The organism is Brucella gallinifaecis (assembly GCF_006476605.1).
GTDB lineage: Bacteria > Pseudomonadota > Alphaproteobacteria > Rhizobiales > Rhizobiaceae > Brucella > Brucella gallinifaecis.
In genome coordinates, this window is the sequence record NZ_ML636801.1 from 103512 (window position 1) to 128767 (window position 25256).

Consider the following 25256-nt stretch of genomic DNA (forward strand, 5'->3'; position numbering starts at 1 on the left):
CCTCACTTTTCTTTTTTCTTGTACATGGCAAGCATGCGCTGGGTGACGAGGAAGCCACCAAAAATATTAACACTTGCAAGAATGAGCGCGAAGAAGCCAAAGCCCGTCGCCCAGCCTGAAAGTGACAGCCCAACCGCCAGAAGCGCACCGACCACAATCACCGAAGAAATCGCATTGGTCACAGCCATCAAGGGTGTATGCAGCGCAGGCGTTACCGACCAGACCACATAATAACCCACGAAAATCGACAAAACGAAAATCGCAAGGCGAAACACAAACGGATCAACCACGCCACCACTTGCAGCATGAGCGGCAGCGGCGGCTGCATCACCCAGACCACCTGCATTTTCTGTTGCCTGTCTTACGGCATCCGCCGCCTGATTGAGGCTCTCAAGAGCTTTTTCGAGTGCTGTATTGGACATTATGCCTCTCCTCCATCAGCGGAAGTTTTCGCAGGCTTGGCAGGCGCTTTGCGGGTCGTCTTGCGGGCTGGTTTTTCGCCCACCGCCTCAACAGCAGCAGCTTCAGGCTTTGTTTCGGCTTCAACCTTGGCAAAAGCCGGATGCACGACTTTGCCTTCATGGGTCAACAATGTTGCCTTCACCAGCTCTTCTTCAGGATCAAGCTTGAAAAGCTTTGTTTCCTTATCGACCAGCGTTTCGAGAAACGCATAAAGATTGCGTGCATAAAGCTGTGAAGCAGTGGCAGCAATCCGTCCCGGCACATTGAGATATCCAACAATCTTCACGCCATCGACATCGGCAACCTGACCGGCAACAGCGCCTTCAACATTGCCGCCGCGTTCTACAGCAAGGTCAACCAGCACCGAACCCGGGCGCATGGCGGCAACCATCTGCTTCGTCACAAGACGCGGAGCCGGCCTGCCGGGAATAAGTGCTGTCGTGATAACAATATCCTGTTTGGCAATATGCTCAGCAACAAGTGCTGCCTGCTTCGCCTGATATTCCTTCGACATTTCCTTGGCATAGCCGCCGGAAGTTTCAGCAGCCTTGAACTCTTCATCCTCAACCGCAATGAATTTTGCGCCAAGCGAAGCCACCTGTTCTTTTGCAGCCGGACGAACATCCGTTGCAGTAACGACGGCGCCAAGGCGGCGTGCGGTCGCAATCGCCTGAAGACCTGCAACGCCCGCCCCCATGACAAACACACGGGCTGCCGGAACCGTTCCAGCCGCCGTCATCATCATCGGCATGGCGCGGTCATAGACGTCGGCTGCATCAATAACGGCCTGATAACCTGCCAGATTGGCCTGTGACGAGAGAACATCCATCACCTGCGCGCGCGTGATACGCGGCATGAATTCCATCGTAAAAGCGGATATCCCGGCCTTTGCCAAAGCTGCAACTGCTGCTTCATGGCCATATGGATCAAGCATCGCAAAAAGTGCGGCACCCGCTTTATACGTTTTGAGTTCCGCATCATTCGGACGGCGCACTTTCAAAATAACATCTGCCGTTTTGGCCTGTGCCGCAGTGCCGATCTTTGCGCCCGCAGTGACAAAATCGCTGTCAATAATACGCGATTTTTCTCCTGCGCCTTTTTCCACCACAACATCAAAACCAAGCGCGATGAATTTCTTCACCGTCTCGGCAGATGCCGCAACGCGGGGCTCAACGGGATCACTCTCTTTCGGAATGAATATAGTCTGGGCCAACTGGTTTCCCTTTCGTGGCTTAATCCGGCCTTACAGCCGGGCACAATCCGGGCTTCCGGGAAGAAGCCCCTTAAAATACTGAAACACGACATGCATAAAGCCCCGGCAAAGCGCATATTGCACTCACGCCAAGGCATTTTGATCAAATCCTGCAGATAATACCGGTAAACTCTTTAAAGGAGGAACCAGGCAGCGGCGCAGATCAGAACAAACAAAACGGTCGCGGAAAAGAAACCACCCGCAAAAAAACCGAATGCCATGGCAACAAAAAGTGCAACAACCGCCACGGTTGCCCACTTAAAAATGCCTACAAAACCGGCATAGGTTTTTTCGTGTTCGGAATAATCCATTGGCGCGCCAAGCTCAGCCGGGGCCGTATTCTGATGTTCTGCCATTTTCAGTTCCACCCATTGAGATATTCTGCCGAAGTTTAGACACAATATCCGCAATCTTCAATGCACACACAACACAGTTATAAGCTGTTCAGAAAAACAGCTGCTTTTATTATTATCCTCATCCGACGCCCCGCTCAGGGCGCTCCTGCGTCCCAATAGCTCTTTTTTTTGAAAATTACCAGATTTAATTGTTTAAAGAAACCTTCACGATAAATCCAATGACAAAAAGAAATTATCGTAAAGAGCCATTCTATAAAGCCCGATCAGACACCCAGGCCAGTATATTTCGCAGTAGGCAGAATAGTCAGCGGTCCAACATCATTCGCAAAACTCCCGAACATGGCGCGTCGCTCATGCGGTTGCGATTTGAAAAACGGGAAACGAACCGCAACGGCATCGCGAATATTGCGTATTGGGGCAGCTCCCAATCCTACCTTGATTCCATAACCTTCATGCTCCCGTGCTTCCGCCATGACACTTGTCCCGAAAATACGCTTGTAAAACGCCATATGTTCAGGCTTGACCGATGCAAGACATTGATCGGCTTGAAAATATTCAGAAGCCATTGCAGCAATGCGCAGGGTGACATAGGGAATAGCCGGATATTCACTGAGCAGTTCCGGGTCTGCGGCAAACCTTGTTGGATCAACAAAGCTCATGCCGCTATTCAATAACGGATCAAGGATATCAGGGAAAAGTGCATAACTGGTCCCGCGACGATGATCAGGCGTTATGTAATGAATACGAAGCGTACTCACCAGTTGCCCGTCAATATGGATACCATAGACAAATGCCTGGCTATCACGATCAATATCATCAACAATTGATGCGGCCTCGGATTCATGCATCACATTGGCGCTTCGGTAAGAGCGATAGCGCAAACGTCCAATCTCTTCGAGATCTTCCGAATGCACGACACGTCGATATTCTACTCGATCCAGAAATTGCAATAGCTGCCGCGCAAAATTGGATAGTGGCGGTTTCCCGCCAGAGACAGCTCCATTCATCATACAAATAGCATCCGCACCCCATCAAATCACCGCGCAGAATAAGGTGCTTTATAAGCGTGTAAAGCTATAAGTTTGAGTTTTTCTCACAGGAATGAACCATGCAGTGGGTATCTGATATAAAAAACGTCACTTTTCACATGCCCGGCGCATCCAGCGCTAATCAATAGACCTGCGCGACCGCTATTCAGAGCAGATTTAGCCAATTATCATAGCGCATTGGCCAGCGACTGAAACATGTGAATAGTTTCATCTTTCATGGCCTGACCATCAATATTGAAGTTTGCATAAGCGGATGTCTTGACGATCACCACGTTTTTTACAGGGTTCACATAGATAAACTGACCATAGATTCCCACGCCGACAAAGTCCCCCTGCGGGTCTGATGGAATCCACCATTGATAGCCATAACCATAAGCCACTTTACCATCAGGCATGTTTCGGCCAGGCATCAGATAAGGGGCATCCGGGGTTACAGAATCATGCACCCATTGTTCCGGCACAATCTGTTCACCGCGATAATTGCGTCCACCATTCATATAAAGCAGTCCAAAACGTGCAAAGTCGCGAAGAACAGCATTTAACCCGCCTGCGGCAACGACTTCGCCCTTGGGATCGATAAGCCAGTAAGCATCAGCCTCAGCTCCCAGCTTTGACCAAAGACGGTCCTGAAAATAACTCTGTATCGGCACACCTGTTGCGCCTTCCAGCACCAATGCAAGCACTTGTGTGTCAGCAGACACATATTGATTAAGGGTTCCCTGCTCACGTTCATTCTTCAAATGTGCTGTAAAATCCGCAACCGACCCGGTCAGCATCTGAATGATATAGCGGACAATATCCGAATTCAGATCGCCATAATCTTCATTAAAGCCAATGCCGGAGGACATTTGCAGGACATTTTTGACCTTGACGCCCTTATATCCCCCCTCTTTGAGAGCAGGCGCATAATGATCAACCGTTTCATCAAGGCTAATCTTTCCATCAGCAACCGCATTACCAATCAGAAAAGATACGAATGACTTTGAAAGAGACATTGCAATGGATTGTGACGCTTCGGAATTGCCACGATCATAGCTTTCATGGACAATCTCCCCGTCCTTGAGCACAATGAAACCCGTCGTATCCGTACGCTTTAAAAAATCCGAAATTTTCCGTGTTTCCCCTTTATAATTATAAGTCTCCGGCAATGAGCGTTCCGCCACCGGTAATATACTGACATCTGCCGTATGGGGCACACGGACAGATGGATAAACCTTGTAGAGACTGCGAAAATTCTTATCGATTACATCAGGCTTAAATATTTGAGCATACTGATATACAGCCCAATATTCGTTTATTTTGTTCCAGAACAATGCCGTTCCGGCTGCAAGAAAAACCAGAACAAAAAACAGAGCATACAAAAAGAAGCGAAAATTAAATTTCATTTTTCTCTAACATCTTTGCAAAATTAAAAACAAAACAACGATAAAATTTTTCGCCAAAAATACTGATGATGATGCAATATCATCATATTAATATCTTACTGAAAACCACTATAAATTGTTAATCGCAACCATACTACCCCTGATGCCCTCTCGATAACGGCAATCAGGAATCGGGGCATATTCGCTTAAACGAGCGTATGTCCCGAATCATACTGCACAACAGGCTTCGCTCTGGATGCCCGGATATCTTCTGCCGTCATTGGCTTGCCCATGAGATAGCCCTGTACCAGATCAGCACCGGCAGCAGCACGAATAAGGGCAAGCTGCTCTTCTGTTTCCACACCTTCAACCGTAACCGCCAGCCCAAGCTCGTGAGAAAGCTGCGTAACGCCGCGCAGCAGCATAAGCGAGCGTCGGTCGGTTGTAATATCCTGCACAAAAGAACGGTCCACCTTAACTTTGGTCAAAGGCAAACTGTTGAGATAACTGAGACTGGAATAACCTGTTCCGAAATCATCCAGTGCAATATTGATACCGGCATTTTTAAGCCGCTGCAAAACCAGCGATGTCTGGTTGCGGTCCGCGATAATCGCGCTTTCAGTCACTTCCACCTCAAGCTGGCGGGCCGGCAATCCCGATTTCTGCAAAGCATAGGCAATATCACGTGTTATATCGCTGTTTTTCAGATCAATTGCTGAAAGATTGACAGAAACGCCAATACGGTCATCCCACGCCATACAGTCCTGACAGGCCTGCTCCAGCATGAAGCGTGTAATCTTGGAAATGATCCCGATTTCTTCAGCCAGTGGAATAAATTCCGCAGGAGGAATCGGTCCAAGATCTGCATGTTGCCAGCGAGCAAGTGCCTCATAAGCCACCACACGCAAAGACTGGGCGCTGACAATCGGCTGGTAAACCACCTTGATTTCACGGTTTTCAATTGCAAGACGCAAATCTACCTTGAGTTTCTGGCGGCTGCGATATTTCGTATCCATGGCACTCACAAACAGTGCCCATTGCTTTCCTTCGTCACCTTTTGCTTCATATAAAGCCAGATCGGCGCGCATATGCATGCTGCCTATATCAAACTCATCAATATCTCCGGTTGCAACACCGGCGCTGATATTAATGTCAACCTCATCGCCATTCAGATCATAAATACCGCTTACAACTGAAATTATGTGATCCATTACCGGGTTGAGTTCACCTTCACTATGAAGGTTAAAGACAAAAACGACAAATTCATCACCTCCGAAACGGGAGGTAACATAGCGCTGTGGATCAAGAGAATTAAGCCGCTCGGCAAAAAGCCTGAGCAGCATATCCCCCACATGGTGCCCCAGCGTATCATTGACATGTTTGAAATGATTAATGTCAATCACAATCAAGGCTGCAATCGTGCCCTTGTCCTGATGCTCACGCAAGGACCGGACCATGGTTTCAAAATAATTGCGGTTCGGGAGCCCAGTCAAACCGTCAAAACGCGCCATATGCTGAATACGCGCTTCCGATTCAACCCGCTGCGTGACATCCTCGAACATTAAAACAACACCAGCATTTGAAGTCTGGTTTGCCATGCATTCTATATAACGATTATCAGCAAGCTGAAAAATATCCCGCGATGTCTGCCCGTTCAGAAGAGCACGCATGCGGGCACTGATATTGGCAAGATCATTATGCGGAAACAAACCTTGCCGGATACAATAGCGCAGCAGAACTTCCAGCCTGCGACCACGCAATTTTGTGTGCCCTGCAATTTTCAGCAAAGCTTTTGTTTTATGATTGATAACAGCAATGCGTTGCTGCGCATCCAGCATAAGCAGGCCTTGCGGCATGTTGTTAAGTGCGGCATCAAAACGGCTGGCAACAACCGACAAGCGACGTTTGCCCATCACAGCAGCAAAAAGAAACTCGCGCAAACCGTTGGCCATCTGAATATTGGACAGGAAATACGGTATCAGCAACAGGCCAATAACCACATGGAATGGTGTTCCAGCAAGAATAAGGCCGGCCAGCACTGGAATAAGTGTGCAGGCAGACATGAGCACAACGGCTTTGGCAGAGGCATAATTGCGGCCAACAATCGACACCACGGATGCAAGCAGAATTGTCAGGCTTGCAAGTTCTGCAAAGGAATCACGCAAAACATAGCTTGAAAAAAAACAGAGCATGCCAAGCGTGGTGCAAACCAGCGATGCCCCGACGAGATAGCGTGTCTCCCATTTATCAAGATCAGCATGGGTCAGGTTCCCACGCTTGGCCTGATCGAATTTATGCATATCATAGAGACGACCCAAGGCTACAATTGTAAAAAATCCGGCAAAGCCCAGAAAGCGCCAATCTGCCGTTTTTACATATATGACGACGCACGCTACGACATGAGCGAGCAAGCCGAACCATAATGTTGTGCGATTGCCATAAAGCGAACGCAAAAATGAGAGCCGCACATCGGCAGGTATCTCAGGCTGCAGGTTACGCCACATCTTTTTACTTGCACCCCTTTCAGAGGGGGATATACCAACAATCCTTTAAAAATATCTTTCACGCAAACAAACGAAAGCTGTTAAATATAACAATCAAAAGATGTATTCTTGTTTTACACAATTTAATAAATTACAGAGATACTATACAAGAATACAACTATAACGTTTTATCTCATTTTTTAGATATGGATAAACAAGATTGCATTAATCAATAAATATATGTGCAATCGGCGAGATCGCAGGATGATATCCTGGGTTGGGGACTCATTTAACGCCTGCGATCACTGCTGATACGAGGGCAATAGCTGAGAGGTAATTTATTGCCAGTCTGTAGTAACGCGTTGCCATATGCCGCTGGTTCTTGAGTCGGCAGAAAAGGCGTTCGATCACGTTACTGCATCGATAGGCTTTGTTAGGTAGCAGTCGCTTTGTGTGGGGGGGACATGACTTCCGGTAGCGGGATGGCTATTTTGATGTCTGCGATATTGCCGGGTGCCAATCACTTGCGCCCACGCCCCCTTTTGAGCCTTGGGCAGAGCGATGTGCCTTGATATGTGTGGAAAGTTCTTCTGGCACGGGGCCCGTTGCAGTCATTTTTTCGAAAATACGTTGTCAGATACGCCTTTTGCGACCAACGATGGTAACGATTATAGATTGTCTTTGCCGGACCATATTCGGCTAGAACTTCACTTCAGCGACAACCACCTTCAACACATGAAGAATGCCGAAGATCACTCGTCTATCATCAACACGCCGCGCATCGGGCTGGTTTTAGCAGGTGCGGCTCAAGAGCCGACCATGCAGCTGCAGAAAGCTCAGCGCACATAATCTTCTCCTTGTGTAAAACTTAATAACACAAAGAATTACTCAATTATGACAACAACTTGATCAAGTCCTCATTCTAAGCCTTCCCTCTTCATCAAGAGGGGCGGCTTTGTTTTTGTATGTTGTCATCAGGTCGCGAAAGAAGAACGGACCATGCAGGAACATGCCAAAGTCGTAAAAGTTTTTCTTTTCCGCACCGCGCATATAGAGCAGGTGCATGAGGAAAAAATTGCCCTTTGAGCGTTTGTAGCGGTTTTCACTATGTATGTTCTTGAAGCGGATGTGATGGATGAGTGGTGGCGTCTTCGTCTGGATTTTCAGCGCCTTCGCCGGATCAGAGCCATAGAAGTGGATAATGTCGGTCAGAACCTGAAATTCTGACCACAGGACAGGGCTGTTATTGAGCACCACACGCACATCCTCGCGCAAGCCGCGAGCCTTGGGGTGAAGTGCTATCATCAGCAGGCAAGAGCCGATGGCAAGCAGAGAGACCGGCTGTTTTGCAAGCAAATCAGGGCGCTCACGCTGAACGTCAGCAAGCGCTTGAATAGCGGGGACGGTCCCGAGACTATGGCCAATGATAATCACCTCATCGGCATTGCTTTCCTCGATTTTCTTTTTCAGCGCTTCTGCAAATGCTTTGCGACGTGATTTGAGCTTGTCATTGCGATCATAGATGCGGTCATAGGCTGCCGACCAGTCATCGAGCAGATAAGACATGAAGAATCGGTCGCCGGGCCAGCGCACAAGCAATGTTGCAATAATGGCCGCCAGGGGCAGTGACCAGACAAGATTCCAGACGGGCAAGCCTGCCAGCATTGGTGCAGCCATGATCAGGGCTGCAATTGCGATAATTACAATCGACAACAGAAATGGCCACATGAAAAATATTACAAAGCGCCAGCTTGTCAGCAAATAGCGAAACAGGGTGCCTGTGAAGACAATATTCATGAAGGCGCGAAAACCTGTCAGCATACGCATGGGGGTCGGGCGTGCTGCATAGTCGTCAAAGATGTCGGCAGTGCCAAATTGGCAGAATTCGGTTTGCGATTGCCAGCCATTGCCCTGAGTCGTGGCGATCAGCGTGCCGCAATCATTCTGCTCGTCTTTCATCGGCGGCAATCTGGTCTTTGCGTGCCATAAACGGTCAAAGTCCTTTATTGCCTGCGCATGGCGCACGCGGACGGCTTTAGGGTGCAGGCCTTCATAGCCTGTGAACTGAATAACGAGTCGTTTGCGGAAAGACATAAATCTCGACAGAAGGAATCAATGGAATTGGGCGGGGCGATCAATTAGCCGGTTTGCTGCTATGATGGAGCAATAAGGCTGAATTGTGCGGAAAGTGCAGGCTCTCTAGCGCATAGGGCGCAATTTAGTCACTATAAATTGTCGTGAAGTCATTATTTATGCTCAACGCACGCCAAAGTCTTATCTTGAGGTGGACAAAAGGCAGTCTATCTGGTAATGCCACCCCCAATTTGCAACGTTTATGTTGCGAAGCTTGGGAGCCTTTGGGCGTATAGACAGTTGACTCTATCGACTGAACATCGTTAAGAGACGCCCTTAATGCCTCAGGCTCAATCGAAATTCTAACCGATACGGGATTACACGTGCAGGTACTCGTCCGCGATAACAATGTTGATCAGGCTCTCCGCGCTCTTAAGAAAAAGATGCAGCGCGAAGGTATCTTCCGCGAAATGAAGATGCGTGGCCATTATGAAAAGCCTTCCGAAAAGCGTGCCCGTGAAAAGGCAGAAGCTGTTCGCCGTGCACGCAAGCTCGCTCGCAAGCGCGCACAGCGTGAAGGTCTTATCGGCGGCGGTCGTACAGCTGCTCGTTGATTGACTGGAAACAGGCGCTGCATGTGCGGCGCCTTTTTGCTTTCCGGCGCGGCTTATGGCTTGCGCCGGTTTTTGTATGTCTGAATATTTAAGCTTAATATCAGCTTGTTTCATGTCATAAGATATGATGACTTGCATTGTCAGAAGCCTGCCACATACTGACCTTTATTGTGGTGTTGTTCTGACTGCTTGTTAGCCGGGGACAAAGTTGACGGAAGTTGATGAAAATATCCTGTGCTCCGTTCACGCAGAAAGGAACGCTGTCGTTGCCAATGTACTTCAAGGTGATGCATTCGTCCGGGAATTTTGTTGTCCGTAACGCATTGATGGCTGCAACCGCAGTTCTGGTTCTGGGCCTTGCCGGTTGTCAGAGTTCTTCTACGCATACTGCCTTGAGCACGGTTGATCGTGCGCAAGGATCGAGCGAAAATATCAGCTCGCTTACCAGCGTCATTCAGAGCAATCCACGCGATCCTGAAGCATATAATGTTCGTGGCTCCGCCTATGGCAAGGCCCGGCGTTACAAGGAGGGATTGCGTGATTTTGATCAGGCGATTGCGCTTAATCCCAATTTCTACCAGGCCTATGCAAATCGTGCGCTGATTTATCGATATATGAATGATAATGGCAAGGCTGTGCAGGATTATACGAGGGCAATCCAGATCAATCCGCAATATGATGCAGCCTATGTTGGACGCGGTAATGTATATCGTCAGGCTGGACGTCTTGATCAGGCATTGAGCGATTACAATCAGGCTATTGCGTTGCAGACGACGGATGGTCGCGCTTATCACAATCGTGGTCTGATTTATCAGGCCAAGGGCCAGCACAAGCAGGCGATAGAGGATTTTTCAAAGGCGATCTCGCTCAATTCGACAGCACCAGAACCTTATAATGGCCGCGGTATTTCTTATGTCGCACTGGGCGATTACGATAACGCATTTGATGATTTCAACACGGCAATCACGCTTGATGGCAACATTGCTGAAAGCTGGGCCAATCAGGCACTGGTATACGAACAGCGCGGTGACAAGGCCAAAGCTGCAAATTCCTACACACGTGCGATACAGCTTGATCCGGGCTATCAGCCAGCAAAATCAGGCCTTGCCCGTACGCGCAGCTGAGAATCGTGGGTGATATGTAACAAAGTGGCGCTCGCTTGAGTTGTAGTCGCCACTTTCCTTTCCATTCAGCTGGCATATAATAGTTTGTATGTCGCTTTTCGATCATATCGGCTTTGCAAGCAAAGATATTCGCCGCAGCCTTTCTTTTTATGAAAGCTGCATGCCCAGGCTTGGTCTTTCCGTTGTTGCCCATTCGGACAGTGGTTTCTTTGTGAGTGGTGGCGAAAGGGCGCCGGTGCCTTTTCTATGGATTCATAAGGGGCAGAATAAGGGTGCTGATGCGCCTGATAGCAAGCCGGGTAATCATCTACATCTGATGTTCAATACGAGCAGCCGTGAGGCTGTTGATGCTTTTTTTCATGCGGCGGTTCAAAGTGGTGGAGCTGAGAGCAGCCCACCTGCCCATCAGGGACCGGAAGAGATGGGTTATTATGCGGCCATTGTCTATGACCCTGATGGAAATACGCTGGAAGCGGGTTTTCGTGAGAGGAAGCGTTAGTACTGAGGTCAATTTTTGACAGTTAAAGTCTTGCCCCTAAGTGATACGAATATCAGATCTACTACATTAGCGTGTGACGCTAGCCCAGATAGCCTTGAGGTGGTGCATCTAAAGTATATTATGCTTTATCATATTCAGATGACACGCTAGCTCCCTTTATTTGAAGCATAATCTTATCGATCCTCGTTTTGCTCCGATAGGACTTATGCTCTAATCTTTTGTTTTCATGCATGTTTTTGTCTCAAGCCGGTTCCTGCTTTCAGGAGATGTTTTAGGGGGCGGAACTGCGTTGGCGGTTGTGTCCCTTCCGGGGGCTGTGTCTTGACTTACCTGTTGCTGACACTTATCAAGCTTTAATTATCCTCACTAATGACGAACGGATTTTCTGATGCGGCCTTTGCGCAAGGTTGGGTATTATATATCAAATTTCGCCGTGGATAATTTCTCTACATATATATACAGTGAACGTTTCTATTCTCTTATAGATTCATATCCCATTGATGAAATTATCAGATCTTTTGACAGACTAAATTATTATAATAAGTTAAGTCATGAATTTTCATTAAGTAATTGTAGGGAGATTGGTAATATAGAAAAAAATAGTAGTATGTATTACTACGATTTGAAAGAGTATGCGCGGTTCTTTCCAAAGAAGTCCAAAATCTCCTATGTTTTTGGTGATATTACAGAAATTCCAGCTACGCCATCTATTGTGAAGAGCAGGCCGATCAACGGTGACAACTCAAACTCCGTTATCCTGAATCTCGATAAATTCCGGCATTATTATACTGTGAAGGACAGGCGCGATTTTCGTACCAAGCTTCCTAAAGCCGTATGGCGGGGCAGAAATAACAACAGCAAGAGGCTGAAGCTCGTCGAAAGCTTCCATGATCATCCATTGTGTGATGTCGGTCTCGTACATGAAAATCTTCTAAAAGAATACACTAAACCTTGGTTATCGCTAAAACAGCAGCTTCAGTATCGATATATTATATCAGTGGAAGGAAGAGATGTTGCGACAAATCTGAAATGGATTATGTCCAGCAAATCCTTGTGCATGATGCCAAAATGTATCTACGAGACGTGGTTTATGGAAGGCCGATTGATACCCGGATTTCATTTCGTTCTGCTGAATGATGATTTTTCAGATTTGCCAGAAAAAATTGAATATTATAATAAGTATCCGTTGGCGGCGGAAGAAATAATCAATAATGCGAATGATTATTGCACTGATTTTTTTGATAAGGATAAAGAGAAGCTAGTATCTCTTCTCGTATTGATGAAGTATTTCTACCTCAGTGGACAAATTGATTTGCCAGATCGTTTGAAAGATTTACGCTGGTGTTAGAGCACTGATCTGATTGAATTAGATCAGTGCTATAAGTCTTTTTGTTTGTTTTTACGTATGTCTTTATCCCGAAACCGGTTCCTGCTTTCGGGAGATATGCTTTAACGTTCATAGGTGTTCATGCCGAGAAACTGTTCCTCGATATGGGTGTAATGAATGCCGGTCTCAGACTCTCAGATTGCGCTTGTCAAGGCGGTTGACCAAACGATCACCGATCCATTGGATTCCGCACACCATGATGATCAGAATGATCACCACAGCAATCATGATCTGTGTTTCAAAACGTTGATAGCCATATCGAATGGCCAGATCGCCCAAGCCGCCAGCGCCAATGGCGCCAGCCATTGCTGATGCGCCAATAAGCGTGATTATGGTTACGGTAAAGCCTGCGATAATGCCGGGGAGGGCTTCTGGCACCAGCACTTCACGCACGATTGTCCAGCGGTTTGCGCCCATCGAGCGGGCCGCTTCAACAAGGCCGTTATCCACTTCACGCAGCGAGACTTCAGCAATACGCGCATAATAGGGAATTGCAGCAATCGACAATGGCACGATGGATGCCCATGTGCCAATTGATGTGCCGACGATAAAGCGGGTCACTGGAATGAGTGCGACCAGCAAAATGATGAAAGGAACCGAACGGAACCCGTTGATGATAGCACCGAGGATGGTGTTAACGGTCAAATTCTGTGCGAGGCCACCGCGCTCGGTCAGAATCATGATGAGTGCCAGCGGCAGACCGACGACGAGCGAAATCAGGCTCGAAAAGCCGGTCATGATGATTGTTTCCCAGAAGGAGCGCCAGAGAAGATCAAGCATTGCTTGAGACATAGCCGAGAACCTCCGTAGCGTCTGCATGGGTGTTGAAATAGGCGATAGCGGCGTCCAGTTTTGCCTTGTCCCGGGTGGGCAAGCCAATGAACATGGTTCCAACCGGTTCACCCTGAATAGTATCCATGCCGCCATGGATCAGTTGCAGCGCAATATCTGTTGCCAGTGTTGCTTCGCTGAAAAATGCACCCTTGGCAGCGAGGCCCGAGAGCTTGACCCTGGTAATGGCAAGATCGCCGGTTGTGCCAAGGCGCTCGCGCCACACGGCAGGCAGTTCCGGCTCCAGAACTTGCAACATGCTTTGCGTGATGGGCGATTGCGGATTGGCAAACACTTTCCAGACCGGGCCTTGTTCGGCGATTATGCCGTGATCCAGCACGATCACCCGGTCAGCAATACGGCGGATAACGTCCATTTCATGGGTGATGAGCAGGATGGTCAGGCCAAGCTTGGTGTTGATATCTTTTAGCAGCGCCAGAATCGACTGGGTTGTTTCTGGATCGAGCGCCGAGGTTGCTTCATCAGAAAGCAAAACAGCGGGTTCGGCAGCAAGGGCGCGTGCAATGCCGACGCGCTGCTTCTGGCCGCCGGAAAGCTGGGCCGGATATTGCGTGGCCTTGTCGGAAAGACCGACCAGTTCAAGCAATTCCGCTACACGCTTGATGCGTTGCTTTTTTGCTATGCCTGCGATTTTGAGCGGCAATGCAACGTTTTGCGCAACGGTTTTGGCAGATAGAAGATTGAAATGCTGGAATACCATGCCGATGCGGCGGCGTACGGGACGTAGCGCATCTTCACCAAGGCCGGTGATTTCACGGCCTTCAATTTTAATTGAGCCGCTATCGGTTTTTTCAAGACCATTGACGCAACGGATCAGCGTGGATTTACCCGCGCCGCTGCGACCAATGATGCCGAGAATTTCGCCCCGTGCGACAGAAAGAGAGACGCCATTGATCGCCGGAGTTTCGCCGAACATTCGGCGCACGTCTTTCATTGCGACGATGGGCGCTAATGCGGCGGGAGGCTGTTCAATGGTCACGGTCGTTTCTTCTGTTTTTTATGTCGCGGTAAAAAACCACGGCTTGCTAAATCGACAAGGCTTCAAGGAAGATGACGCCAAATGTCATAAGCGCTTCTAATTAAAGGTGCGTCGATGCTTTTGGGCAATTTTTTTGCATACGTCAATAAAAGCCGCGCCGGAAATGATATCCGGCGCGGTATTTCAGGCTGCTGAAAAATCAGTTCCAGGCTGGAATGCCTGTGCCCTTATAAACGCGGTCCAGTTCGGCCTTGACGGCATCATTCTGGAAGGAGGCAACAAGGTTCTTTACCCAGTCAGCATTTTCATCCTCAGTGCGCACTGCAATGAAGTTATTATACGGGTTGTTTTCCTTGGATTCCCAACCGATCGCTTCTTCTTTCTTAAGGCCAGCCTTGCCAGCCCAGTCATTGTTCACGATTGCCACATCCAGATCGTCAATCGAGCGACCAACGACACCGGCGTCGAGTTCCTTGATTTCGATTTTCTTTGGATTTTCAATAATATCGATTGGCGTTGCGAGGATACCTGCTTCAGGATTGAGCTTGATGAGGCCGCTTGCTTCGAGAACGCGCAGGGCACGGCCTTCATTCGATGGATCATTCGGCACGCCGACAACGGCGCCCTCTTTGAGTTCATCAAGGCTTTTGACCTTGCGTGAATAGATGCCGATTGGCCAGACAGCCGTGTAACCTGCAACGCTGATCTTGTAACCGTGCTGCTTGATCTGCTCATCAAGATAAGGCTTGTGCTGGAAAGCGTTTGCGTCGATTTCCTTGCGCTCCAGCGCTTCATTTGGCTGGTTGTAATCGTTGAAGGTTACGCGCTCAATGATGAGACCGTGCTTCTTGCCTTCTTCGGCAACGACTTTCCAGACGTCTTCATCTTCACCACCCATGATACCGACCTTGATGGTCTTGTCTTCGGCGTGGCCTGGGGCACTTGCAAAACCGAGTGTCAGGGCGGCTGCGGTGAAAAGAGCGGCTTTCAGACCGGCGCGGCGGGTCAGCGAATAACGGGAAAGGACTGACGACATTCTTTTTTCCTTGTCTAAAGTTTTTTGGGGAGCCAGATCCGGGAAATAATCATTTTAGATGATCTTTCTCCTTCTGCCCACCTTGAGGCCGATCATTTCTGGTTATGAGGCAAGAAACAAGAAAAATTATTTCAGTTTTGCCGGATTCATCGTGAGTAAAATTGCGTTCGCATCATAATGAGCGGATTGTCTTTTCCATTCACGGGGTTGACCAGAATATGGTTCTAACAATCATCCATGCTGCCCTTTTTAAAACGTCAGCAAGCTTTCAGATATGGGTATTGGGGATTTTAAAGCAATCCACCAGCGATTGCATAAATGCAGGTGATGATAAGCGCACTGAAGCCAAAACCAATAATGAACAGATTAAGTATGCGCACTTTCTCCTCCCGATGAAGCCCGGGCGGTTATGTGCGAGTTGAACGGAAATGTCTACCTTAAATTGTATGCATTCAAACTAAAGTTGTAACGTCTGTATTAGGGCCTGACCCTAAGGTTGGCCGGGGCTTGCTCCGACCAACCTTAGAGCGCCAATCTGATTCAATCAGATTGGCGCTCTAACTCCTTTTACTTGAAGCATAATCTTATCGATCTTCGTTGAACGAAGGTCGGATCATGCTCTCGTGAAACTCTGTAATATGAGACCTGTCAGCGTTGTTTTGCCAGTCCCTGTTCCCGCATTTGGCTTAATGTCATTTTGGGTGAAAGCGCTTCAGGGTCAATGCGGATTTCAATAAGGCCCGGCTTGCCAGACTGCTCGCATTGTTTGAAGGCTTTAGCAAAGTCTGCCGTTTTTTCTACCGTTTCCCCATGCAGGCCATAGGCACGGGCAAGGGATGCAAAGTCAGGATTGGCAAGAGCTGTACCAGATACGCGACCCGGATAGGTACGCTCCTGATGCATGCGGATTGTGCCATACATGCCATTATTGATGACGATAAAAATTGCCTTGGCGCCATATTGTGCGGCGGTTGCAAGTTCCTGGCCGTTCATCAGAAAACAGCCATCTCCAGCAAAGCAAATGACGGTGCGCTCCGGTGCTGTCAATTTGGCTGCGACGGCTGCCGGAACACCATAGCCCATCGAACCGTTGGTTGGCGCCAATTGGCTGCGATAAGTGCAATATTGATAGAAGCGATGCGGCCATGCTGAATAATTGCCGGCGCCATTGGTAATTATTGCATCTTCAGGCAGATGGGCACGCAACCATTCCATGATCTCGCCCATCTGGACATTGCCCGGAATGGTGGGTGTTTTCAGATTGTCGCGGTAATCAGCATTGGTGCTTTCTGCCCATGCTGTCCAGCGAGGATTGGGGATTGCGTCAAGTCTGGATGCCGCTTTGGTGAAGGCGGGCATTGTGGCGTTGACAGGCATATCTGCGTGATAGACACGGCCCAGCTCTTCCGCGCCTGTGTGAACATGGATGAGCTTCTGCCTGGGCACCGGTATATTGACCAGCTCATAGCCTTGTGTGGTCATTTCGCCAAGGCGTGCGCCAATCACGATTAAAAGGTCTGAACCCTTGACGCGGGCTGCCAGTTTCGGACTGATTGATGTACCCATTTCGCCAGCATAAAGCGGGTGGGTGTTGTCGAACATATCCTGACAACGGAAGGATGCAGCAACCGGCAGTGACATATTTTCTGCAAAGCTTTGCAGATCGCGGACCGCTTGTGCATTCCAGCCACCGCCTCCGACGATCATTAATGGACGCTCTGCCTTTTCGAGAAGCGCTTTCATGTCCTGCAACTGCTCGTTGCCGGGATGTATCTCGATCTGCTTATAGGGCGGTGCATCGCTGACGGTCGCAAGTGATGTCAGCATATCTTCAGGAAGGGCAATGACGACAGGGCCTGGGCGTCCATTGACGGCTCGGTGAAAGGCTTGGCTGACCAGTTCCGGGATACGCGCGGCATCATCGATCTGCACGACCCATTTGGCCATCTGGCCGAACATGCGGCGGTAATCAATTTCCTGAAATGCTTCGCGTTCCACCTGATCGCTTGCAACCTGTCCGATGAATAAAAGCATCGGTGTGGAGTCCTGAAAAGCTGTATGAACACCGACAGAAGCATTGGTGGCACCGGGACCGCGCGTGACAAAACAAATTCCGGGCTTGCCGGTCAGCTTGCCATAGGCTTCGGCCATGTAAGCCGCGCCACCTTCCTGACGACAGACGATAAGATCAATTTGCTCACTCACGTCATGAAAAGCATCAAGGGCTGCAAGATAGCTTTCACCGGGCACGCAGAAAACGCGGTCGACACCGTGAATGTTTAAAGCATCCACCAATATCTGGCCGCCATTGCGTGCGTTGGAGCTGGTTATGGATTTGTGCATTTCCCCTCCTCTCAAAATGTCGAAACGACTTTGGCGCAATGCGTTTTATTTTTTGCAATATGATCCGATATCTTGTCTTCGATATCTGGCTCCTCCTCGCAAACGCCATAAGGGATAACAGCATAGTGAAGCATGCGAATACAGCGTCAACATGATGAGGAAAGCTGATGAACTCATGTTGGGTAATTATGGATAAAATGCGCTGGAAAATGCCAGTCATGATCTATGGGCTGTAATGGCCTTGATTGATCGTCCGAAATGATGCGTCTTTGCATCTATTGTTTTTGTGAGTCTCGAGTCGACCATGCCGAAGTTTGATACGTCTGCCCTTGAAACCTTCGTTCGCCACATTCCGCAAAATTATAAAGGCCCGGGTGGTGTGGTCGCTGTATTGAAAGATGGCGAAGTTATCTTGCAGCATGCCTGGGGTTTTGCAGATCTTCGTGCACGAAAGCCCATGACGGCAGAAACACGGATGCCGATCTGCTCGGTCAGTAAACAGTTTACCTGTGGAATATTGCTTGATGTGGTGGGCGAACCAGAGCTTCTCGATGATGCGCTGACGGCTTATCTCCACAATTTTGAAGCAGAGCGCCCCGCCGTTCGTGATCTTTGTAATAACCAGTCCGGCTTGCGTGATTACTGGGCATTGAGCGTTTTATGCGGTGCTGAGCCGGAAGGTGTTTTTTTGCCTGAACAGGCGCAAAGTCTGTTGCGCCGCCTCAAGAGCACACATTTTGAACCCGGCACGCATTATTCTTATTGCAACGGCAATTTCCGCATTCTTGCTGATTTAATCGAAACCTATACCGGACGCCGTTTGATTGATCTTTTGCGCGAGCATATTTTCAAGCCTGCGGGTATGAAGAGTGCCGAGCTTATTCCCGATACGGCGCTGTTTGATGAGTGTACAGGCTATGAAGGCGATACGGTTCGAGGGTTTTTACCTGCAACCAATCGCATTCACTGGATGGGGGATGCCGGTATTTGTGCCTCGCTCAATGATATGATTGCCTGGGAACAATTTATTGATGCAACGCGCGATGATGATGAGGGGCTTTATCGACGATTGAGCAGCCCCCAGACGTTCAGGGATGGGTCACAGGCACCTTATGGTTTCGGACTCCGCTTTGAAGAGCTTGGTGGAAAGCGCTTGAGCGGCCATGGTGGTGCATTGCGCGGCTGGCGCTGCCAACGCTGGCATTGTGCGGATGAGCGGCTTTCGACAATCGCCATGTTCAATTTCGAAGGCGGGGCTTCCGAAGTTGCTTTCAAACTGATGAATATTGCTTTGGGCCTGTCGACGACTGATGTGTCAAAGGTCGAGGCTGATGCAGCATGGTTTGGTTCATGGCTGGATGATGAAACAGGACTTGTTCTGAGTCTGGAGGATGCCGGTCGTGGTCGCATGAAAGCGCGCTTTGGCACCAGCCCTGAAATGATGGATGTGGTCAGTCCAGATGAAGCCCGTTCATCTGTCACCAGAATTCGTCGTAAGGGAGATGTTATTACGCTTAACCGACCGGAAGAGAAGCTTAGTCTGACCATGCATCGTGTTAAAGGCGCGGCCAGACAGGATATTATCGGGCGCTATCACAGCGATGAACTGGATGCGGATTTGCTTCTGGTTTCCAAAGGTGGCGCGATCTATGGCGCTTTTGAAGGCTTTCTCGGCAAAAGCGATATGTATCCGCTTTACAGCGTCGGGGCAGATGTCTGGCTGCTGCCGGTTCAACGCTCGATGGATGCACCGTCTCCGGATGAGTGGAAGCTTGTTTTTCGCCGTGATGATCAGGGTGAGATCACAGATTTGAGCGTTGGTTGCTGGCTTGCTCGTGGTGTTGAATACAGGAAAGTTTAGCCACAAAGGGATTGAAAACAAGCACCTGTGCAACAGGCGTAATCAGATTGCCTCGAGAATGCGTTTAACGCCAAATGTAATCACGCCTTCCATGGTTGCGCGTGCTTTTTGCTGGTCGCGTGATGCGATTGCATGGGCGATGCGCAAATGATTGGCCGCGCATTCGGCAATGCCTTCGGGTGAGCTTGCAGGGGAGGAGAGCTGGAACGAAATGGCAAGAGCCGCCTCGATCAGGCTGCTGACCGAGCGCATAAAAGGATTTCCGGACATGCGTGCGATTGCCAGATGAAAATCCAGATCCACTTTGGCAATGGATTCAGGCGTATGCTTTGGATCGTCGAATTTGGCTGCAAGAGCATAGAGTTCAACAAGTTCTTCGCTGGTTGCATTTTTTGCGGCCGCTGCCGCTGCCGCAGGCTCCAGCGCCATGCGCATTTCGGCCAGATGATCGACAAAGACTTCATCGAAGCCAGCTTCAAAACGCCATGTCAGCACATCGGGATCGAAGAAATTCCAAGAGCTGGCACCAAGGACACGGGTGCCAACCTTGGCTTTTGCCTCGATCAATCGTTTGGCTGCGAGCGTTTTCATGGCTTCGCGCAGAACAGTACGGGAAACGCCAAAGCGCAGTGACAATTCATTATCACCCGGCAGTATCGAGCCTTCGGCAATGGTGCCTGCGACAATGCCACGACCAAGCTCATCGACAACAACTGCATGGCTGTTATAGCGCTTGCGTCCGGTTATGGCCGTTTCCAGCAGTCCCAATTCAGACCTCCTTCATGCGTTGTCGGGCTATCCGTATATTGGAAAACCATACAAGTCCCCGCTGTAGCGCAATGAACAGGAACAGCAAGATGCCGAGTGCTATTTTTGTCCACCACGAGGACAATGTTCCATCAAATACGATATAGGTCTGTATCAGTCCCTGTATCAGAATGCCGACAAAAGTTCCTGCCACCAGACCAGCCCCGCCGGTCAGAAGCGTGCCGCCGATCACCACTGATGCAATGGCGTCAAGCTCCACTCCAACGGTTGCAAGGGAATAGCCGGATGAAGTGTAAAGCGTATAGACGATCCCTGCTATGCCAGCAAGTACGCCTGACATGGTGTAGATGCCGATGGTGGTTCGGCCAATGGGCACACCCATCAGTTCGGCTGATTGTGCGTTTCCACCGATGGCATAGATATTGGCGCCAAAGCGCGTCCGCTTTGCAATAATGGCACCAATGACGAAGATCAGCAGCATCAGCATGGCAATGAAGGTCAGCCTTCCGCCGCCCGGCAACCGAAAATAAAAGCCTTGCAGCGTTTCGATGAAGGGATGCGAAATCGGCACTGATTGTGTGGAAATCAGGAAGGCTGCACCGCGTGCCAGAAACATACCGGCCAGGGTTGCTACAAAGGGCGGGATGCCAAGGAAATGAATCATCATTCCCATCCATGCGCCAAAGAGGGCTGCGATTATTAAAACGAGGCCAAAGGCCATCAGTGGATGCACACCCAGTTGACCAACGAGTACGGCTACAAAAACACTGGTGAAGGCGATGACTGAACCGACAGAAAGATCGATGCCGCCTGAGATAATGACAAAGGTCATGCCAACGGCTGCGATGCCTAAAAAGGCATTGTCGGTCAGCAGATTACCGATCACCCGCGTTGACAGCATGTTTGGAAACTGGATAACGCAGATTGCATAAGCGATCAGGAATATCGCGAGCGTTGTGACAAAAGGCAGATTGCGAAGCACTCTCATTGCCGTGCTCCTTGCTGGTTCTGGTGAGATGTGTTGAGCGTGTTGCCTTTGCGTTCAGCACGCAGAAAAGTAATAAAACTGACGATTGCCGGTGACTGGAATGTCAGCACAATCACGATAATGCCAGCCTTGATGATGAGGTTGAATTCCGGTGGAAAGCCTGCCATCAGAATGCCGGTATTGATCGCCTGGATGATCAATGCGCCCAGCAGCGAAGCCATAATTGAAAAACGCCCGCCATTGAGGGATGTGCCGCCAATGACGACCGCCAGAATGGCGTCGAGTTCAAGCCAGAGACCGGCATTATTGGCATCTGCACCGTGAATATCAGCGGTGGCGATCAGCCCGGCCAGTGCCGCACAAAGGCCAGAAACCGCATAGACGCTGAACAGGAGAAAACGTGCTTTAACGCCCGCAAGCATTGCTGCGCGACGATTGATGCCGGTGGCTTCAATCAGAAAACCCAGTGCGGTGGATCGTACAACAAGGCCGATTGCAATCCCGGCCAGAATCCAGATCAGGATGGGTATCGGCACGCCAAGGAAGGAACCGGAACCAAGGGCTGCAAAGGAATCATTGTTGAAGGTGAGGATTGCGCCTTCAGTGATAAGCTGGGCGATACCGCGTCCTGCGACCATTAAGATCAGCGTTGCGATGATCGGTTGAATGTCGAAAACGGCCACGAGAAAGCCGTTCCACAAGCCACAGACCAGACCGACGCCAAGGGCTACGGGTATGACGATTGCCAGTGGATAGCCTGCAACGATGAGCGAGGCGGCTGTTGCACCGCTGATTGCCATGACCGCCCCGACCGACAGATCGATGCCGCGTGTGGCGATCACCAATGTCATGCCGATCGCGAGAATGGCAACAGGAGCTGCACGCACCAGAATATCAATCAGGCTTCCATAGAGACGTCCGTTTTGAAAGGAAATACCCAGAAAACCCGGCGCAATGATGGTATTTGCGGCCAGAATGAGCGCAAGGGCAGCCAGTTGAGGGCTAAGTCGTTTGAGCTTTCTGCCTATACGGGCGATCATGCTGCCGCTCCCTTATCGCTTTCAGTCTCGGCAATCGCCCGTACAATATTGTCGGCGGTGATTTCTTCGCCCTTGAGTTCGGCCACATGGCGGCGGTCCGAGAGCACCACGACACGGTTTGCCACGGCTGCAAGCTCTTCAAATTCTGAGGAAATAATGACCAGTGACATGCCTTGTGTGCAGAGTTCGCCGATCAGTTTGAGGATTTCGGCATGGGCGCCGATGTCGATACCGCGTGTTGGTTCATCAAGGATCAAAAGGCGCGGATCAGTGGCCAGCCAGCGTGCCAGAATGGCTTTTTGCTGGTTGCCTCCCGATAAAAACTTGATCGGCTTGTCCGGGTCCGGCGGGCGAATATCAAGCGTTTCGATATAACGTTGGGCGAGAGCCGCTTTTTCGCGCGTGGAAACCGGCTTCGACCAGCCGCGCTTTGCCTGTATGGCGAGCGCAATATTTTCGGCTACGGAAAAATCACCGATGATACCGTCATTTTTGCGTTCTTCCGGGCAGAAGGCAAAGCGTTCGGCAATGGCTGCGACAGGCGAGGGCAGTTTTGTATCCTTGCCGTCGATGGTGAGGGTGCCGCTGTCGGCCTGGTCCACGCCGAACATGAGCAAAGCGGTTTCTGTGCGGCCAGAGCCGAGCAATCCGGCAATGCCGACGGCCTCGCCCGGTTTAATCGCAAGATCAAAAGGCATGACGCTGCCTTTTTTGCCAAAACCGGTGAAATGGATCGGGGCGGACTTGTTGTCGCTTGTTTCCTCTGTCCGTTGCCGCTGGACGGTTTCCTGCAGCTGATGACCGAGCATCATCGAAATCAGATCGGTGCGGGGCAGTTCCGAAAGATGGCGGCTGCCGACCAGCCGACCATTGCGTAGCACTGTGGCGCAATCGGCAATAGCATAAACCTGATCCAGAAAATGCGTGATGATAATGATGCCAAGGCCTTCAAGCTTCAATTGACGCAAAACCCCAAACAGCATTTCGACTTCATGGGCGTCGAGACTGGCAGTCGGCTCGTCCAGCACAAGCACCTTGCCGGAGACATCGACGGCGCGTGCGATTGCGATAATTTGCCGGATAGCGACTGAATAGGCGGACAAGGGGGCACCGACATCGATTGTCAGACCGTAGCGGGCAAGAATGGCAGCTGAGTCTTTTTCCATTAAACTGTTGTTGATGAGGCCAAGGCGTCGCGGCTGGCGACCGAGAAAAAGATTTTCGGCAACCGTCAGATTTTCAAGGAGATTGACCTCCTGATAGACCGTGCCAATGCCAAGTGCCTGTGCCTGCATGACGGAAGCCGGAGCAATCGGCTTGCCCTCAAGCAATATTGTGCCGTCAAACCCGTGATAGGCGCCGGTTAATATCTTGATAAGCGTTGATTTTCCTGCACCATTCTCGCCAAGCAGCGCATGGATTTCACCACGATGCAGCTCAAAATCGACGTGATCGAGTGCCGTCACACCTAAAAAGGATTTGGTTATTGAACGCGCTTCAAGAAGCGGTGTTGCTGGCGTCTCGCGCACAGCCATGTCAGGGCGAGCCATAGCAGTCTTCCGTTTGCGGATTGCAAAACTCGCTTCGGACCATGACGAGACATGGCCCGAAGTCGTTAACAGTGATGCGAAATCAGTAGCCGAGGCCTTTTTTGGCTTCGTAAACGGCTTTCGGATCATCCGCCTGCGTATAGAGTTTCGACTCTGTCTGGATCCACTTTGGTGGAACTGTGCCTTTTTCTTTGAAGACCTCGATCACGTCGAAAGCCGGGCCTGCCATGTTCGGCGTCAGTTCAACCGTGGCATTGGCTTCACCATTGGCCATGGCCTGGAAAATATCCGGTACGGCATCGATGGAGACAACCTTGATGTCGGTGCCGGGCTTGAGACCAGCTTCCTTGATGGCCTGAATAGCGCCGACCGCCATATCATCATTATGCGCGTAAACTGCGCAGATGTCCTTGCCGCCATTTTCAGCCTTGATGAAGCTTTCCATGACTTCCTTGCCCTTGGTGCGGGTGAAGTCGCCGGTCTGTGAGCGGGAAATCTTGATATTGTCGTGACCGGCAATGGCTTCTTCAAAGCCTTTCTTGCGGTTGATTGCCGGTGAAGAACCTGTGGTTCCCTGAAGCTCGACAACCGAGCAAGGCTTGTCGCCCACTTCCTTGACCAGCCAGTCGCCTGCGACCTTGCCCTCATGGACCTGATCGGAGGTGACAGCGGTCAAATAAAGGTCTTCCGGCGCATCAATCTGTCGGTCGAGAAGCACGACAGGAATTTCCGCTTCCTTGGCTTCCTTCAAAACCGCATCCCAGCCGGTTGCGACAACCGGCGCGATCAGGATGGCGTCAACGCCCTGAGCAATAAAGCCGCGAACTGCCTTGATCTGGTTTTCCTGCTTTTGCTGTGCATCGGCAAATTTGAGTGTATGGCCGCGCTTTTCAGCCTCCTGCCTTGTTACGCTTGTTTCAGCGGCACGCCAGCCCGATTCTGAACCGATCTGCGAAAAACCAACCGTCAATGAGGCGGCAGATGCGCTTGAAATCAATGCAAGTGAAAAGGCGGTTGTCAGGGCGGCCGTCATGGCCGTCAAACTGCGTTTCATATTCGTTCCTCCCAATAAAAGGCTCTCCCAGCCTTGTGGTTTATGAAGCATATAATATTACTTTATGGCAAGTGCATTTCGTGAATTCCTTCAGGATTGGGGGTGCGACAAACGTGCATATT

21 protein-coding genes and 1 pseudogene are annotated in these 25256 nt (G+C 50.0%); 5 read left to right on the top strand and 17 right to left on the bottom strand.

Features of this window, described 5'->3' with window-relative positions:
* Positions 1-2: 2 nt before the first annotated feature.
* The 8 genes and pseudogenes from FHY56_RS02685 to FHY56_RS02720 all read right to left on the bottom strand — a co-directional run bounded on the left by FHY56_RS02685 (position 3) and on the right by FHY56_RS02720 (position 9060).
* Positions 3-422, bottom strand: a complete 420-nt coding sequence (locus FHY56_RS02685) for an NAD(P) transhydrogenase subunit alpha part 2 (RefSeq protein ID WP_140903645.1) — start codon at positions 420-422, stop codon at positions 3-5.
* Entirely contained in the window at positions 422-1675 is a 1254-nt protein-coding gene (locus FHY56_RS02690; RefSeq protein WP_140903646.1) for a Re/Si-specific NAD(P)(+) transhydrogenase subunit alpha, read from the bottom strand. The genes FHY56_RS02685 and FHY56_RS02690 overlap by 1 nt, the downstream gene beginning before the upstream one ends.
* 173 nt (positions 1676-1848) lie before the next feature.
* Entirely contained in the window at positions 1849-2070 is a 222-nt protein-coding gene (locus FHY56_RS02695; RefSeq protein ID WP_140903647.1) for an aa3-type cytochrome c oxidase subunit IV, read from the bottom strand.
* A gap of 263 nt (positions 2071-2333) precedes the next feature.
* Positions 2334-3080, bottom strand: coding sequence for an N-acyl amino acid synthase FeeM domain-containing protein (locus tag FHY56_RS02700; RefSeq protein WP_140903648.1), 747 nt, complete (start codon positions 3078-3080; stop codon positions 2334-2336).
* Between the two features lie 206 nt (positions 3081-3286).
* Positions 3287-4504, bottom strand: a complete 1218-nt coding sequence (locus tag FHY56_RS02705) for a serine hydrolase domain-containing protein (RefSeq protein WP_140903649.1) — start codon at positions 4502-4504, stop codon at positions 3287-3289.
* Positions 4505-4689: 185 nt separating this feature from the next.
* Positions 4690-6987 carry a putative bifunctional diguanylate cyclase/phosphodiesterase gene (locus FHY56_RS02710; RefSeq protein WP_140903650.1) on the bottom strand — a complete coding sequence of 766 codons (2298 nt, stop codon included), beginning with the start codon at positions 6985-6987 and terminating at the stop codon, positions 4690-4692.
* Between the two features lie 264 nt (positions 6988-7251).
* Positions 7252-7813 (bottom strand): annotated as a pseudogene (locus FHY56_RS02715) (transposase).
* 62 nt (positions 7814-7875) lie between these two features.
* A complete protein-coding gene (locus tag FHY56_RS02720; protein ID WP_140903651.1) occupies positions 7876-9060 on the bottom strand; it encodes an alpha/beta hydrolase in 1185 nt (394 codons plus the stop codon).
* Positions 9061-9422: 362 nt separating this feature from the next.
* Here FHY56_RS02720 and rpsU point away from each other — a divergent pair, with 362 nt between their 5' ends.
* The 4 genes from rpsU to FHY56_RS02740 all read left to right on the top strand — a co-directional run bounded on the left by rpsU (position 9423) and on the right by FHY56_RS02740 (position 12624).
* Positions 9423-9653: a 30S ribosomal protein S21 gene (gene rpsU / locus FHY56_RS02725; RefSeq protein WP_007876315.1), complete on the top strand. Its 231-nt coding sequence runs from the start codon at positions 9423-9425 to the stop codon at positions 9651-9653.
* A 221-nt stretch (positions 9654-9874) separates the two neighbouring features.
* Positions 9875-10777, top strand: coding sequence for a tetratricopeptide repeat protein (locus FHY56_RS02730; protein ID WP_376890160.1), 903 nt, complete (start codon positions 9875-9877; stop codon positions 10775-10777).
* A gap of 88 nt (positions 10778-10865) precedes the next feature.
* Positions 10866-11276 carry a VOC family protein gene (locus FHY56_RS02735; RefSeq protein WP_140903652.1) on the top strand — a complete coding sequence of 137 codons (411 nt, stop codon included), beginning with the start codon at positions 10866-10868 and terminating at the stop codon, positions 11274-11276.
* A 388-nt stretch (positions 11277-11664) separates the two neighbouring features.
* A complete protein-coding gene (locus tag FHY56_RS02740; RefSeq protein ID WP_140903653.1) occupies positions 11665-12624 on the top strand; it encodes a glycosyl transferase family 90 in 960 nt (319 codons plus the stop codon).
* Between the two features lie 165 nt (positions 12625-12789).
* On the opposite strand, the gene FHY56_RS02745 is transcribed toward FHY56_RS02740, so the two are convergent.
* The 4 genes from FHY56_RS02745 to FHY56_RS02760 form a co-directional block, all read right to left on the bottom strand.
* Positions 12790-13455 (bottom strand): methionine ABC transporter permease, encoded by a 666-nt coding sequence (locus tag FHY56_RS02745; protein WP_140903654.1) that lies wholly within the window; start codon positions 13453-13455, stop codon positions 12790-12792.
* Positions 13436-14494 (bottom strand): methionine ABC transporter ATP-binding protein, encoded by a 1059-nt coding sequence (locus tag FHY56_RS02750; protein WP_140903655.1) that lies wholly within the window; start codon positions 14492-14494, stop codon positions 13436-13438. Before FHY56_RS02750 ends, FHY56_RS02745 begins: the two co-directional genes overlap by 20 nt.
* Before the next feature lie 199 nt (positions 14495-14693).
* Positions 14694-15530 carry a MetQ/NlpA family ABC transporter substrate-binding protein gene (locus FHY56_RS02755; protein ID WP_140903656.1) on the bottom strand — a complete coding sequence of 279 codons (837 nt, stop codon included), beginning with the start codon at positions 15528-15530 and terminating at the stop codon, positions 14694-14696.
* A 648-nt stretch (positions 15531-16178) separates the two neighbouring features.
* Positions 16179-17861, bottom strand: a complete 1683-nt coding sequence (locus FHY56_RS02760; RefSeq protein WP_168927582.1) for a thiamine pyrophosphate-binding protein — start codon at positions 17859-17861, stop codon at positions 16179-16181.
* Positions 17862-18177: 316 nt separating this feature from the next.
* On the opposite strand from FHY56_RS02760, the gene FHY56_RS02765 reads away from it, so the two are divergent.
* Positions 18178-19734: a D-aminopeptidase gene (locus tag FHY56_RS02765; protein ID WP_140903658.1), complete on the top strand. Its 1557-nt coding sequence runs from the start codon at positions 18178-18180 to the stop codon at positions 19732-19734.
* 42 nt (positions 19735-19776) lie between these two features.
* Here FHY56_RS02765 and FHY56_RS02770 read toward each other — a convergent pair whose 3' ends face one another.
* The 5 genes from FHY56_RS02770 to ytfQ all read right to left on the bottom strand — a co-directional run bounded on the left by FHY56_RS02770 (position 19777) and on the right by ytfQ (position 25113).
* On the bottom strand, positions 19777-20502 hold the full coding sequence (locus FHY56_RS02770) for a FadR/GntR family transcriptional regulator (protein WP_140903659.1): 726 nt from the start codon (positions 20500-20502) through the stop codon (positions 19777-19779).
* 1 nt (position 20503) lies between these two features.
* On the bottom strand, positions 20504-21490 hold the full coding sequence (gene yjfF, locus FHY56_RS02775; RefSeq protein WP_140903660.1) for a galactofuranose ABC transporter, permease protein YjfF: 987 nt from the start codon (positions 21488-21490) through the stop codon (positions 20504-20506).
* Positions 21487-22530, bottom strand: a complete 1044-nt coding sequence (locus tag FHY56_RS02780; RefSeq protein WP_140903661.1) for an ABC transporter permease — start codon at positions 22528-22530, stop codon at positions 21487-21489. The genes yjfF and FHY56_RS02780 overlap by 4 nt, the downstream gene beginning before the upstream one ends.
* The gene (locus FHY56_RS02785) at positions 22527-24080 is read right to left on the bottom strand and encodes a sugar ABC transporter ATP-binding protein (protein WP_376890164.1); all 1554 of its coding nucleotides are present in this window, start codon (positions 24078-24080) and stop codon (positions 22527-22529) included. Before FHY56_RS02785 ends, FHY56_RS02780 begins: the two co-directional genes overlap by 4 nt.
* An 82-nt stretch (positions 24081-24162) precedes the next feature.
* Positions 24163-25113 carry a galactofuranose ABC transporter, galactofuranose-binding protein YtfQ gene (gene ytfQ / locus FHY56_RS02790; protein WP_168927583.1) on the bottom strand — a complete coding sequence of 317 codons (951 nt, stop codon included), beginning with the start codon at positions 25111-25113 and terminating at the stop codon, positions 24163-24165.
* Between the last annotated feature and the right edge of the window lie 143 nt (positions 25114-25256).